This window comes from Streptomyces sp. G5(2025) (assembly GCF_049542075.1).
Taxonomy (GTDB): Bacteria; Actinomycetota; Actinomycetes; order Streptomycetales; family Streptomycetaceae; genus Streptomyces.
This window is the reverse complement of record NZ_JBMUZT010000006.1, coordinates 3,400,523-3,414,505: the sequence shown is the minus strand read 5'-3', so window position 1 is coordinate 3,414,505 and position 13,983 is coordinate 3,400,523. Positions and strand designations below refer to the sequence as shown.

Genomic DNA, 13,983 nt, shown 5'->3' with positions numbered 1-13,983 from the left:
GTGTGCCCCCGCCACGCCCCCGCCACGCCCCTCCCCGTCACCCGCCCACTGCCCCCGCGAGGTCCAGCGCCGCCGCCACCCTCGCCGCCACGCTCTCCGCGTACGTCGCGTCCGCCCGTTCGAACTGGCCGCGGCCCGGCCCCCGCAGGAACGTCACGACGCCCAGCGTCCGCCCCCGGCTGCGCAGCACCGCGCACAGCGCGTGCACCGTCTCCGGCGGCCACTGCCGGGCCGCGGCCCACTCGCGGGCCCGCTCCGGGGACGCCGCGCCCGCGCTCGCCCGCACCGAACCGGCCCGCTCCGCGCACTGCGGCGCCGGATGCCCCGCGTCGTACGGGACCGGTATGCCCGCCATGGCCACCGGCAGGCACGGCCCCGGCGGCCCCGCGGGCGTCGCCGCGACGCGGACCAGACGCACCGGGTCCTCGCCCGCCACCACGTCCACCAGGGCATGGTCGGCGAACCCGGCGAGGGCGAAGTCGAGCTGGACCGTGGCCGCCTCCGTCGGGTCCTCGCACTCCGCGGCGGCCCGCGCCGCCCGGTGCAGCTGCTGGGAGCGGAACCGCAGCTGCGAGGCCTCCTGCGCGGTCAGCTTCGCCTCGGTCACGTCCTGGAAGAGCCAGCCGACACCCAGCGGCACCGGCTCCTCGGCGAGCGGTGAGGCCAGCCGCAGGAAACCGCTGCGCCAGCACCGCCGCTCGAAGCCGTCCTCCTCGCCGTCACCGGCCCGCACCGACACCCACAGCTCGGCGGGGGCGGGCGGCGCGCCCTCCGCGAGCACATGGGCCAGGGCGCTCTCCAGCTCCTCGACGCCCTGCCCGAGCAGATCGGCCAGCGGGCGCCCCAGGACCGCCGTACGCCCGAGGCCCAGGGCGCGGGCCGCGTGTTCGTTGACCACGGCGGGGCGCAGGTCCGCGTCGACGAGCACGACACCCCAGGAGGCGTTCTCGAAAAGGGCCTCGCTCAGGGCGATGGACCGCTCCAGGTCGATCTGCGCGTGGACCTCGCTGAAGGCGCAGTACACGCCCGCGGGCTTCCCGTCGCCGCCGCGCACGGCGGCGGACTGCATCCGCACGAGGACCCGCCCGCCGCCCTTGGTCACCAGGGCGAACTCGTGCACCTGCCGCCCCGGCGCGTCCATCGCGGACAGCAGCCGCCCCTCGATCTCCCCGGCGTCGGCCGCCCGCACCGCCCACCCGGACAGCCCCCGGCGCCCCACGGCCTCCGCCGCCGACCAGCCGAGGACGCGCTCCGCCTCGCGGTTCCAGTGCGTCACCACACCATCGGCGTCGAACGCGCACAACGCCGCGTCCATCCCGTCCAACAACGCCGCGAGCAGCTCCGCCCCGCCGGGCTCTGGCTCGTCGGGACCCAGTTCGTCGGTAGTTCCGCTCCGCCGCGAAGCACTCACCTCGAACCCCCCTGTAGGCCGTGTCCTCAGATCATTCAACTTGAACGTGACGCGCCCCACAGGAAGTTCCCGGAAGTTGGAGGGAAAGAAACGGGAAGACGTCGTGCGCGAAAAACCGGTTGTGCGCCGCCCGGAGCGGTTCCTAGGGTGGCGTTCACACAGAAGGGAGGTGGTTCGGCAGATGTATGGAAACCGGACGCGTGAGGTGACTGCGGGCTAGCGGCCCGTCGTCGCAGTACGAATTCGGCGCCGGACCAGCACGTGTGATGTGCGTGCAGCCGGCCCAATCCCCAGCAGTCACCCGACCCGCGAGCCGCCGGTACGTCCGGCCGGCTTCCTGGCGCCCCCGGTCCGTCCGGCGCGGCAGGAACCACGGCTCGCGGGTCGCCTGCGTTCGCGGACGGTGGCGACCCGTCGGTTCCTCGGGCCTGGCCTCGCGCCTCAGCGGACGACGTCGAAGACGTTCTTCTGCACGCCGTTCGCGTACGCCTCGTGCTCGACCAGCCTCAGCTTCTGCGCGTCCTTGTCCGTGTCGCTGAACAGCCGCTTGCCCGCGCCCAGCAGCAGCGGGAAGACCAGCAGGTGGTAGCGGTCGATCAGGCCGGCGTCCGACAGGGCGCGGTTGAGGGTGGCGCTGCCGTGCATGATGATCGGGCCGCCCTCGGTCTCCTTCAGCGCGGCCACCTCGTCCAGTGAGCGCAGGATCGTGGTCTCGCCCCAGCCGTCCACCAGGCCGTCCTCGCCGAGCGTGGTGGAGACGACGTACTTGGGCAGCGGCTTGTACCCCGCGAAGTCCTCCATGCCGGGCCAGACGGGGCTGAACGCCTCGTAGCTGACCCGGCCCAGCAGCATCGCGGTGGCCTCCCCCTGCTCCCGGCCCTTGATCTCGAAGGCCTCCGGGAGGAAGTCGACGTCCTTGAAGGTCCAGCCCGCGTTCCGGTAGCCCGGTTCGCCGCCGGGAGCCTCCACGACGCCGTCGAGCGAGACGAAGGCCGAGCTGATCAAGGTGCGCATCGAAAGTCTCCTGGTCATCCGTCGGTTCGATGGCTCATCGAACCGATCATCAACTGACACATCAGACCGCACCGCCACGCGGAAGTCATCGGTCGACGGCTAACCCTTGCTGACCGCCGTCAGGATCTCCGGGAGCCGCCGGGCCACCCGCGGGGCCGCGAGGCGCAGCCCGGCCTCCGTGATGACCCAGCCGTACGCCGTGCCCAGGGGGAGCAGCAGCCAGGTCCAGGAGGCCGCGTCCGAGGCGTGCAGCCAGATGGCCAGGGCCAGGACGGGGGCGCACAGCAGGGCCCCCGCGACCATGCCGCCGAAGATGGAGAGCCAGGCGAGGCCCGCCTGACCGGGCGCCACGTTCTTGTAGCCCTCCTGCGGGATCGAGTACGGGAAGCGGGCCGAGGACCAGGCGCCCGTCGCCAGCATCGCGCCGAGCAGCGCGAAGGAGAGGCCGAGGGCTTCGGGCAGGGCGGGCCAGGCACCGAGCATCCCCGTGGTGAGGACGGTGACGAGGGTGGCGTACGGGAGGGTGACCAGGACCATGGCCAGGGCGCGGCCCCGCAGCTCCACATAGGCGTCACGGGTCGTCGAGATGGTCATCGCCACCATCCAGAACGCCGAGGTGTCCTGGCCGAACTGGTTGTACATGAGGATGCCGAGCATCCCCGCCGCGAAGCACGCGAAGTACACGGAGCCGGTGCCCTGGAGGGCGTTGAAGACCGGCACGATCAGGCCGATGGCCAGCGAGGTCACCCAGGCCGCCTTCGTCTTCGGGTCGCGCCACATGTACCGCAGGCTCCGCTCCATGACGGTGCCGGTGCGGCCCGCGGGGAGCAGGCCGCCGAGGGCACCGGAAGCGCGGGACGTGCCCTTGTCCGGTTCCGCCGCCGCCAGCGTCGAGCCGTCGGGGGTCGTCATCAGGCGGGTCAGGCTGCGCTGCCAGAGGGCGAGGAGGGCCACCAGGGCCGCCGCGCTCAGGGCGAGTTGGGCGGCCCCCGTCGCGTACGCGCCCTCGCTCACGGAGTCCACCGCGCCGAGCGCCGAGGCCGGCGGGATCCAGCGCACGACGGCCGCCGCCGGGTCGAGGGTGGACAGGCCGGACGAACCGAGTTTCTGCGCCCCGAAGTTGACGGCCTGCGCGCCGACCGCGATGACCAGGCCGCTGAGGACCGCGAGGTCACGGCCCTTGCGGCTGGTCAGCAGGCGGATGTTGGCGGCGGCGACCGCGCGGGCCAGGGCCACGCAGACCAGGAGCGTCAGTGCGGTGGCGAGGACGCCGGTGGCGGCGGCCGCCGCGCCGTGGGCCAGCGCGATCGTCGCGCCGACGGCCAGGCAGAGCGTGAACAGCGGCCCGATGCCGACCAGCGACGCCACGAGCAGCGCCCGCACCAGCGGCCGGGGGCGCAGCGGCAGCATCACCAGGCGGGTGGGGTCGAGGGTCTCGTCGCCGCTCGGGAAGAACAGCGGCATGACGGCCCAGCCGAGGGCGAGGACGCCGGTGAGCAGGACGCAGACGGTGGCGGCGTGCGCGGTGCCGCGCAGCGCGATCAGGCCGAGAAGCTGGAGCGCGGCGATGAGGAGGGTGACGGTGACGGACGCGATGTAGGCGGCCCGGCGCCCGGCCGACTGCCGCAGGCCGTTGCGCAGCAGCGACAGCTTCAGGCGTACGAAGACCGGGGTGATGGCAGGGGCAGGCGGGGAGGTCGTCATCGGGCACCGCCGCCCAGCCAGTCGAGGTCGGAGACGGTGTCGCGGCCGCGCGCGCCGACGAGTTCGAGGAACGCCTGCTGGAGGGAGGGCGCGTCGCCGCGCACCTCGGCGAGCGTGCCGTGCGCGCGGATGCGGCCCGCGGCCATGACGGCCACCCAGTCGCACAGCGACTCGACGAGCTCCATGACGTGGGAGGAGAAGACGACGGTGGCGCCGGAGGCGGTGTAGCGCTCCAGGACACCCCGGATCGTCTGGGCGGAGACCGGGTCGACGCCTTCGAACGGCTCGTCCAGGAAGAGCACTTCGGGATTGTGGAGCAGGGCCGCCGCCAAGCCGATCTTCTTGCGCATGCCGGTGGAGTAGTCGACGACGAGCTTGTGCTGGGCGCCCGCGAGGTCGAGCACGTCCAGGAGCTGGGTGGCGCGCTTGTCGACCTCCGCGCCGGGCAGCCCGCGCAAGCGCCCGGTGTACGCGAGGAGTTCGCGCCCTGAGAGCCGCTCGAAGAGCCGCAGGCCCTCGGGGAGTACGCCGATACGGGCCTTAACCTCGACGGGGTCGCGCCACACGTCGTGGCCGACGATCTCGACGGAGCCCTGGTCCGGCCTGAGCAGTCCGGTGACCATGGAGAGGGTGGTGGTCTTCCCGGCGCCGTTCGGTCCGACCAGGCCGATGAACTTGCCCGCCGGCAGCGCCAGGTCGATCCCGGCCACCGCGACCTGCTCGCCGAACCGCTTCCAGAGCCCCTGGACCCGTACCGCCGGTGCTGTCTCGGTCACCGGTTCCCCCTCTACCGCGGACTGTCCCATGTCCGCACGATACGTGGGGTTCTGCGACCTCGGCACGCGGGGCGGGGTCGCGCCCGGTCAGGGGCGCGGGGAACTGCGTGCCCGGCCGTATCGGGCCCGCGGTGGGGGAACCGGCCTGTCTGCCGTAGTGGTCAGCGCGCTGCTGTGCGGGGCGCGGGGAACTGCGCGACCAGCCCTACCCGCGGAGGGGGAATCTGCCCGCCCCCGCGGAGGTCAGCGGTCACCGCTCAGCGTCGCGCTTCCCTCCCGCACGCGTACGCCAGCGGGGAGATGATCTCCTCCGCGTCCGGCAGCCAGCGGTTGGCGGCGGTGGGGCGGCAGGCCCACTGGACCGCGCCCGAGGCGCCGAAGCGGGTCGGGGGAGCGGCCACGTAGGAGCCCTCGCCGAGTGCGGTCAGGTCGATGGCGGCCGGGGGCCAGCCCAACTTGCGTACGAGGTCGGGGACCTTCGCGGCGGCGCCGGGGAGCACGAAGAACTGCATGCGCCGATCCGGCGTGCAGGTCACCGGGCCGAGCGTGAGTTCCATGCGCTCCATGCGGGCGAGCGCGAGGAACCCCGCGGTCTCGGGGACGTCGATCGCGTCGAACGTACGCCCCGTGGGCAGCAGGATCGACGCCTTGGGCTGCTTCTGCCACAGCCGGCGGGCCACGGTGGCGCTGCCGGTGGCCTGGGTCGCCCAGTCCTCGCGCGCGGGGTGTGCGCCGGGTGCGGCGCACACCGGGTCCCCGCACGAGCACAGTTCGGCTCCCTCGACCGATTCGAGCCAGGTACCAGGGAAGATGTCCCAGTGACGCTCCTCCGCGTATCGCGCGGCCGTGTCCAGCAAGGCTTCTCCGCGCTGCTTCGGGATGTGCGCGGCTGACGTGACTCCGATGGTCTCTTCCACGGAGTTCTCAACTCCCGCCGCCACCGCGGGTTACGGGCGCACGCGAGGGCGGGGGAGGAGCATCGATCCTGCGAACGGGGCGCATGGGTGCACGGGTGGGGGCGCGCGGGGGAAATGGCATCCATGTGCGGGTAGCCAGGTCAAGGGCAATCGGAGGACGCCTCGGAGGAAGCCCCGGACGAAGCCCCGGATGAAGTCTCGGGTGAAGCCTCGGACCGACAGATCCGTCTTATCGTTCGTATGGCTTCTTTTGCCTCTTTCGTGGCGCATCTTCGACTTGCCCCCAGGGCATTGATCGTCGTGTGGCGGCCTCGACGGCCGCCACGTTCCCGATGGTCAACGGTGCACACAGGGGGTACGCCATGGCCGCAAGGCCACTTGTCGCGCGGCAGCCCAACGAACGGCTGCAAGCGCTCATCCAGGAAGCCGGCTGCTCCAACGCCGGCCTCGCCCGCAGGGTCAACATGTGCGGCGCGGAGCACGGTCTCGATCTGCGCTACGACAAGACGTCGGTGGCCCGCTGGCTGCGCGGGCAGCAGCCGCGCGGCCGGGCGCCCGGCATCATCGCGGAGGCGCTCGGCCGCAAGCTGGGCCGGACCGTCACCATCGACGAGATCGGCATGGCGAACGGCAAGAACCTCGCCTCGGGCGTGGGGCTTCAGTTCTCGCCGACCGTCCTCGGCGCCATCGAGCAGGTCTGCGAGCTGTGGCGCAGCGACGTGGGCCGCCGGGACTTCCTCTCCGGCTCGACCGTGGCCGCGTCCGCGCTCGTCGAGCCCAGCCGCGACTGGCTGATCTCCTCGGCGGACCCGCAGGTCGGGCGGACCGCCGGGCCGCGCGTCGGGATGGCGGACGTGGCGGCCGTCAAGGCGATGACGGAGGCACTGACGCGGCTCGACCACCAGTACGGCAGCGGGCATGTGCGGCCCGTCGTCGTGCACTACCTCAACTCCGTGGTCTCCGGGCTCCTCGCGGGCTCCTACCGGGAGGCGGTCGGCAGGGAACTGTTCGCGGCCGTCGCGCGGTTGACGGAGCTGGCCGGGTACATGGCCGTGGACACGGGCCAGCCGGGCCTCGCCCAGCGCTACTACATCCAGGCCCTGCGGCTCGCCCAGGCGGCCGGGGACCGCGGGTACGGCGGCTATGTGCTGGCGGCGTCGATGAGCCACCTCGCCGCCCAGCTCGGAAACCCGCGGGAGATCGCGCAGTTGGCGCGGGCGGCCCAGGAGGGCACGCGCGGGCGGGTCACCCCGCGCGCGGAGGCCATGTTCTACGCCGCCGAGGCGCGCGGGCACGCGCTGCTCGGCGACGCGCGGGCCACGCAGGCCGTGGCGGGCCGCGCGGTCGAGGCCATGGACCGGGCCGCCGGTGAGGCGGAATCCGGCGACGACCCGGTGTGGATCCAGCACTTCGACCACGCGTATCTGGCCGATGAAATGGCGCATTGTCACCGTGACTTGGGGCAGGCGGACGCGGCGGCGCGCAGCGCGCAGGAGTCCCTGGCCGGACACCCTCCGACGCGGGCCCGACGCCGCGCGATCGGCATGGTCCTGCTCGCCACGGCGCAGGTGCAGCGCCGCGAGGTGGAACAGGCCTGCCACACGGGCCTGAAGGCCGTCGAACTGCTCGGCACGCTCCGCTCCAACCGTGGCGCGGAGTACCTGGAGGACTTCCAGCAGCGCCTTGAGCCGTACCGCGAGGAACCGGTGGTGCGGGAGTTCGGGGCGCGGGTCGACGTGCAGGCCGCGTGACGCGCGGCTTCTATCAGCGTCCGGGCGGGAGGTTTTGTTACTTCCGGCACTGGGCAGGAGACGTAACTTTGAGCTGCGTGGCAGAGGGCTGTGGCGACCCGGTAGCGTGAGCCGACGGTTCCGTAGGTCCCCCATACGTAGGAGTCCCGGTGACGCAGCAGAGCGGTCAGGGCGCTGCTTCCTCCGATCCGCGGCAGCCCGCGGCCCGGCCCGCCCACGAAGGCGTCGTGCTGCCCGCCGACGGCAGCGAACCGGTGCTGCCCGGCACCGCGGGGCGGCATGCCACCCCGGCGGAGGGCAGCCCCTGGGACCGGCCCTGGGGGCCCGAGACGGCGGGCCCGCCGCAGACCGCCCCGGGTCGCCCGTGGGACGCCCCGCAGCTCCCGGCCATGCCGCTGCCTCCGGAGGGCGCGGAGGCTTCGTACGGGGGGCAGGGGTACGCGGAGCAGCAACAGGCGGATCAGCGGTACGCGGGTCAGCAGTACGGCCAGCAGTACGCGGGTCAGCAGGGGTACGTCCAGCAGCCGGGCCAGGGTGCCTACGGCGGGCCGGGCGAGGCTTCGTACGGTGGTCAGGGCGACGTTTCGTACGGCGCTCAGCAGGGTTACGGCGCTCAGCAGGAGCAGGGTGGGCAGCGGATGCCGTTGCCGCCGCTCGGGCAGGGCGGCGCCCCGCTGCCTCCCGTCGCCGCCCCCGGTGCGGGTCCTGACGCCGAGGCCACGCAGTACATAGCGCCCATACCCGGCACCCCGGGCGGCGCCGACGAGGGGGCCACGCAGTACATACCCCGGTGGGCCCCGGCGCTCTGCCGCCCGAGGCTCCCGCCGCCGACGCCACGCAGTTCCTCGGCCGCGCCCAGGCGTCCGCCCCCGCTCCCGTGTCCGACAGCGAACCCACGCAGTACATCGCGCCCATCCCCGGCGGCAGCGGCCCCAACGGCAGCGGCCCCGCCGGGCACGGCACGCCGCCCGAGCCGGTCAAGGCGCCCTACGGCATCCGCCCAGGCGCCCCCGGCGACCGGCAGCCGCCCGCCGAGTTCGACAGCCTCTTCCGCGCCGAGGCCGGAGCCGAGGGCCCCGCCTCCACGCAGCAGATGCCCCGCTTCGAGGCCCCGGAGCCCGCCGCCGCCCCCGCCCCGGCGCGCGAGGGCGGCCGTGGTGGACGCCGTACCCGTACCGGCTCCAAGGTGCCGCTCATCGCCGCCGTCGGCGTCGGTATAGCCCTGCTCGGCGTCGGCGCGGGCGCGCTCCTGAGCGGTGGTGGCGGTGACGACGCCCCGGACGCCGACAGCAAGCCGGTCTCCGCCTCGGCCCCCGCCGACGAGCGTCCCTCGCCGTCCGCCGACCCGGCGAAGGACCAGGCGGTCGCCCTGGACAAGCTGCTGGCCGACAGCAACGACAGCCGTGACATGGTCATCGCCGCCGTACGCAATGTGGGCAAGTGCCAGAACCTCGGCCAGTCCGCGAAGGACCTGCGCGCGGCGGCCAAGCAGCGCAACGGCCTGGTCACCCGCCTCGCCGCGCTGAACCTCGACAAGCTCCCGGCCAACGACCACCTCACGACCTCCCTCAACAAGGCCTGGAAGGCGTCCGCGTCCGCCGACAACCACTACGCGGCGTGGGCGGACCAGGTGGCCGGCAAGAAGGGCTGCAAGAAGGGCCACGCCCGTGTCACCCCGCAGGCAGCCGCGGGCAACCGGCAGAGCAACGCGGCGACCACCGCCAAGGAGCAGGCCGCGGGCGCCTGGAACCCCATCGCCCGCAAGTACGGCCTGACCACGCGCGACAAGACCCAGCTGTGACGGCCCCGCCGCGCTGACCGTGGGGGAGGGGGCTACGCCGACTCCAGCGTCGCCTCCACGTCCACGAAGCCCTTGCGCGCCGGGACGAGCCGCCCGTCGCGCACCACCTGGAACGTGACGCCCGAGTTGATCAGTCGCGGGTACTCGCTGGCCGCGATGAGGTCCTCGAAGCGCCAGCTCAGCGGCGGCGTGAGCCCGCCCGTCCCGACCCGCAGACCGCCGTCCAGGGCGCGGCGCAGCGTGTGGGCGGTGACCTCGCCGCCGTCCAGCGACTCGACGGCCCGCTTCAGGACGGTGTAGGCGATCCACGTCGTCTGCACGCCCGCGTCGGCCGGGTCGACCCGGTTGTCGCCGAACGCCTGCTCGCGGATGACCTCGCGCATCTGGGACCAGCGCGGATCGCCCGACGCGGGGTACCAGCCGGTGACGTACGCCCCTTCGTAGGGGCCGCTCGCGCCGCCGGTGCGGTCGACGAGCGACTGGTCGACGCTGCCGAGCACGGAGGAGATCCGTACCGGCGGATAGTCGGCCCTGGCGCGGCGGAACGAGTCGTAGAAGGTGTCGGTGCGGGCCCCGAGCGCGGCCGTCACGCAGCCGTCCTTCGCGCCCGCGTGCTGCAGGGCCTGCTCGGCCTGCGGGGTGAGGTCGGTGCCGTCCTCGGGGGCCCGTATGTCGGCCACGGGCTTGTGGTGGCCGTCGCGCAGCCCGGAGTTGAGCAGCTTGGGCAGCTCGTCGCCGGCGAGGGTGTCGGGGCGTACGAGGGAGACGCGGTCGCAGCGGGCGGCGAGCTGGCGGCCGTTGCCCGCGAGGAGCGCGGGCTCGCCGCCGTTGACGGGGTAGGACAGGGGGCTGCTGAACTCGTCGTCGGTGACGCCGTAGCCGCCGATGTAGGGGATGCCCGCGACCTCCAGCGGCCCGAGGAAGGACCGGCCGTGCTGGCTGTACGCGCCGACGACCGCCGCCACGCCCTGGTCGACCGCCTCGCGCGCGCAGTCGGCGGCGCCCACCGGGTCGTTGTGGTCGTTGCAGGTCAGGACCTTCAGCTCGCGGCCGTCGATGCCGCCGTGCGCGTTGACCCAGCGCGCGTAGGCCTGCGCCATCGCGGGGACGCCGGGTTTGTTGGTGGCCTTGGTCTTCTCGGGGGCCCAGGTCATGACGGTGATGGGGTCGTCCCTGCCGTCCTCGGCGGTGCCGGGGGTGACCCCGCATCCGGCGGTCAGGGTCAGGCACACCGCCGCTGCCAGGGCGAGAGCCGCGGTTGGGGAGGGACGGGAGGGGGTGGGGCGTCGCCGGCCGGTCATGTACCCGCACGATTCCTGGGGAGGACCAACCGTGGAGTGACGCCTTCTCAACGGACAGTGACATAAAGGTGAACGCGCGGGGGCCGGTTCGAGTGCACGGTGTGGGAACGTACGATCGATGACCGTGCAAGGTTCGGAGAACACTTCCCGTCGCGGCCGTCGCTCAAGCACCATGGGTGGCATGCCGACCAACGACATGCCGTGGTGGCGCTGGCGCAGCAACGTGCGCTCGGCGCTGCACATGCTCTCCGACCCCGAATTCCAGCGGGAGTGCTGGCTCGCGGGCCGCGAGGAGTACGGGGACGTGACCGATGCCGTCTACCGGCTCGTCGAGGACACCTGGCTCGACAACTGGTCCGCCGAGAAGTACGTCGGCACGATCTTCCGGGACCCGCAGGAGGCGGCCCTCGTCGACACCGCCGTGCTGAGGGTCCTGCGGATCATGCACGAGGTCGGGCCCGACGCAATGGTCTCCGCCTACCTGGAGCACCCGGGCTGGCCCGACGCCGTACGGGCGGCGCGCGACGCGCACGTACGCCTTTCGGCTGAGGACGGCGAGGACCCCGACGTCCCGCCGCGCACGCTGGAAGTCCTGCGGATCATGACCCGGGCGGCCTGAGACGGACGTTCCGCCCTGCGGGACGCCGGTCCGCGGCGGCCGTCGCATATGGGAACCTTGGGCGCATGAACGAGCAGTCCGTCGCCCCCGCCGCGCCCGCTGAGCAGTACGTCCTCACTCTCTCCTGCCCCGACAAGCAGGGCATCGTGCACGCCGTGTCGAGCTACCTCTTCATGACCGGCTGCAACATCGAGGACAGCCAGCAGTTCGGTGACCACGACACCGGACTGTTCTTCATGCGCGTCCACTTCTCCGCCGAGGCGCCGGTGACCGTCGACAAGCTGCGGGCGAGCTTCGCCGCGATCGGCGACTCCTTCCACATGGACTGGCAGATCCACCGGGCCGAGGAGAAGATGCGGGTCGTCCTGCTCGTGTCGAAGTTCGGGCACTGCCTGAACGACCTGCTGTTCCGCTCGCGGATCGGCGCGCTGCCGGTGGAGATCGCCGCGGTCGTCTCCAACCACACGGACTTCGCCGAGCTCGTCGCCTCGTACGACATCCCCTTCCACCACATCCCGGTGACGCGCGACAACAAGCCGCAGGCCGAGGCGCGGCTCCTGGAGATCGTGCGGGCGGAGGAGGTCGAGCTGGTCGTCCTCGCGCGCTATATGCAGGTGCTCTCGGACGACCTGTGCAAGGAGCTGAGCGGACGGATCATCAACATCCACCACTCCTTCCTGCCGAGCTTCAAGGGCGCGAAGCCGTATCACCAGGCGCACGCGCGGGGTGTGAAGCTGATCGGTGCCACCGCGCACTATGTGACGGCGGACCTCGACGAGGGGCCGATCATCGAGCAGGAGGTCGAGCGGGTCGGCCACGGCGTGACGCCGGACCAGCTGGTGGCGATCGGCCGTGACGTGGAGTGCCAGGCGCTGGCGCGGGCCGTGAAGTGGCATGCGGAGCGGAGGATTCTCTTGAACGGGCGGCGGACGGTGGTGTTCGCGTAGCCGTCGTGTGGGTGGGCGGGTGCGGGTGGTCCGAGGGCTTCCTGGCCGCCGCTTCGTGGCGAGGTCTCCCACCCACCCGTCCGTCTCGGCCACGTGAGAAGCGGCCGTCCTGGGAGCCGCTTCACAGCCTGCTCAGTGACGCCGCCGCGAACAGGACGTCGCGGATCGCCTCGCGGTCGCCGTCCTGGCCCGCGGCGGCCTCCACCGGTGAGACGTGGCCCGCGGCCAGGCGGCAGAACTCGACGCCGTCCAGCGCCACATGGGCCACCTCCCGCTCGGCGGACGCGTCCGCGCCCGGTGAGTCCAGCGCGATGAACCACTCGCCGCCGCCGAGGCCCTCGATCTCCAGACGCAGACTGCGGCCGGGCGCACCCGCCGCCACCAGATCGCGGGGCGGCGCGGCGCGCCCGGAGCGGCGGCGGCCGGCCAACGTGTCCGGGAGCATCCGGGCGGCGAGGTCGATCATGCGGTGGAGGTGCCGGGGCGAGGGCGGGTCGTAGGGGTAGTCGACGGCCTCGGCGATGTCGCCCGCGTGGATCCAGCACTCGAAGGCGCGGTCCACCATCGCGTCCCGCAGCGGCAGCTCGATCTTCTGCCCCGGCCCTTCGCCGGGCGGCGCGGGCACCGTCCCGTACGGCACGGGGAGCCGCCCCGAACCGTCGCCCGCGAAGGACACCGTGCGGACCACGTCGTGTGTCTGGTCCCGCCACGGTTCCCGCACCGCGCGGGTGGGCGGGAGGCGCGAGGCCTGCCAGTACGCCTCGGTGCGGCGGGCCGGGAGCTGCGGGTCCCCGGCCTCCGGGCCCAGCGGGTCGTCGAGGCCGAGAGCGAGCCCGACCAGGCCGTCGACGGCGAGGAGATGCGCGATGACACCGGCCACGGTGGACTTCCTGCTCGCCCGGCCGTCCCGTTCGAACCAGCGCAGCCGCACCGGGGCGTGCCACTCCGCGTCGCCGATGTCCCGCAGCAGGGCGTCGAGGCGGGCGGTCTCCGCGTCGTAGGGCACGGCCCACTCGGGCACCGGGATGCGCGGCGGACGGCGGCCGAGACAGCTCTCCAGGACCCGGGAACGCAGCCCGGGGTCGAGGTCGAGGCTCTCCTCCGGGTGCAGCAGGCCGACGGCGTCCCGCAGCCGCAGCGCCTCCTCCGCACAGGGCCCGCAGTCACCCAGATGCTCCTCGACGGCGGCGGCCTCGCCCGCAGAACACGCGGCGAGCGCCCAGGCACCGAGGAGCGACTTCAGGACACGGTGCTCCATGACGAGGGGCGCGGGCCGCGCCGGGGGAGGCGGCATGTCGTGTGCGGCCGGCTGTGGCGGAGGCGGCATGTCGTGTGCGGGCGCGGCCTGCTTCGGGGGAGGCGGCATCTCCCGCGCGGGTCGCTCCGGGGGAGGTGGCACGTCGTGTGTGGACCGCCTCGGCGGAGGTGGCACGTCGTGTGCGGACCGCCTCGGGGGAGGCGGCATGTCGTGTGCGGTCGGCTGTGGCGGTGGCGGCATGTCGTGTGCGGGCGCGGCCTGCTTCGGGGGAGGCGGCATCTCCCGCGCGGGTCGCTCCGGGGGAGGTGGCACGTCGTGTGCGGCCTGCTCCGGGGGAGGTGGCACGTCGTGTGCGGACCGCGCCGGGGCAGGTGGCATCTCCCGCGCGGACCGCTCCGTACGAGGCGGCGCCTCCCCCGCCGGCCGCTCCTGCGGAGCATCCGGCATGGGCTGGCCGGGGTCCTCTAGGGAGGCGCGTGGCATC

10 protein-coding genes and 1 pseudogene are annotated in these 13,983 nt (G+C 73.3%); 4 read left to right on the top strand and 7 right to left on the bottom strand.

The features are described from left to right. Positions 1-37: 37 nt before the first annotated feature. The 5 genes from ACOBQB_RS26205 to ACOBQB_RS26185 all read right to left on the bottom strand — a co-directional run bounded on the left by ACOBQB_RS26205 (position 38) and on the right by ACOBQB_RS26185 (position 5,822). Entirely contained in the window at positions 38-1,411 is a 1,374-nt protein-coding gene (locus ACOBQB_RS26205) for a PAS domain-containing protein (RefSeq protein ID WP_423594833.1), read from the bottom strand. Between the two features lie 441 nt (positions 1,412-1,852). Next, positions 1,853-2,425, bottom strand: a complete 573-nt coding sequence (locus tag ACOBQB_RS26200) for a dihydrofolate reductase family protein (protein ID WP_423594831.1) — start codon at positions 2,423-2,425, stop codon at positions 1,853-1,855. A 99-nt stretch (positions 2,426-2,524) separates the two neighbouring features. Beyond that, complete coding sequence (locus tag ACOBQB_RS26195) at positions 2,525-4,129, bottom strand: transporter (RefSeq protein ID WP_423594829.1); 1,605 nt, start codon at positions 4,127-4,129, stop codon at positions 2,525-2,527. Next, on the bottom strand, positions 4,126-4,935 hold the full coding sequence (locus ACOBQB_RS26190) for an ABC transporter ATP-binding protein (RefSeq protein WP_423594827.1): 810 nt from the start codon (positions 4,933-4,935) through the stop codon (positions 4,126-4,128). The genes ACOBQB_RS26195 and ACOBQB_RS26190 overlap by 4 nt, the downstream gene beginning before the upstream one ends. Positions 4,936-5,162: 227 nt before the next feature. Further along, positions 5,163-5,822 (bottom strand): bifunctional DNA primase/polymerase, encoded by a 660-nt coding sequence (locus ACOBQB_RS26185; RefSeq protein WP_423594825.1) that lies wholly within the window; start codon positions 5,820-5,822, stop codon positions 5,163-5,165. A 362-nt stretch (positions 5,823-6,184) separates the two neighbouring features. Between ACOBQB_RS26185 and ACOBQB_RS26180 the strand changes: the two genes are divergently transcribed. Both ACOBQB_RS26180 and ACOBQB_RS26175 read left to right on the top strand, forming a co-directional pair. Further along, positions 6,185-7,573 carry a transcriptional regulator gene (locus ACOBQB_RS26180; RefSeq protein ID WP_423594823.1) on the top strand — a complete coding sequence of 463 codons (1,389 nt, stop codon included), beginning with the start codon at positions 6,185-6,187 and terminating at the stop codon, positions 7,571-7,573. A gap of 227 nt (positions 7,574-7,800) precedes the next feature. After that, positions 7,801-9,374, top strand: a pseudogene (locus ACOBQB_RS26175) (hypothetical protein). Positions 9,375-9,406: 32 nt separating this feature from the next. Here the strand turns inward: ACOBQB_RS26175 and ACOBQB_RS26170 are convergent. After that, on the bottom strand, positions 9,407-10,675 hold the full coding sequence (locus ACOBQB_RS26170) for an ABC transporter substrate-binding protein (RefSeq protein ID WP_423594821.1): 1,269 nt from the start codon (positions 10,673-10,675) through the stop codon (positions 9,407-9,409). 118 nt (positions 10,676-10,793) lie between these two features. Here ACOBQB_RS26170 and ACOBQB_RS26165 point away from each other — a divergent pair, with 118 nt between their 5' ends. Further along, complete coding sequence (locus ACOBQB_RS26165; protein WP_423594819.1) at positions 10,794-11,294, top strand: SCO4402 family protein; 501 nt, start codon at positions 10,794-10,796, stop codon at positions 11,292-11,294. Between the two features lie 65 nt (positions 11,295-11,359). Beyond that, positions 11,360-12,241, top strand: a complete 882-nt coding sequence (purU, locus tag ACOBQB_RS26160; RefSeq protein WP_423594817.1) for a formyltetrahydrofolate deformylase — start codon at positions 11,360-11,362, stop codon at positions 12,239-12,241. 121 nt (positions 12,242-12,362) lie between these two features. On the opposite strand, the gene ACOBQB_RS26155 is transcribed toward purU, so the two are convergent. Next, on the bottom strand, positions 12,363-13,706 hold the full coding sequence (locus tag ACOBQB_RS26155) for a zf-HC2 domain-containing protein (protein ID WP_423594815.1): 1,344 nt from the start codon (positions 13,704-13,706) through the stop codon (positions 12,363-12,365). Positions 13,707-13,983: the final 277 nt, after the last annotated feature.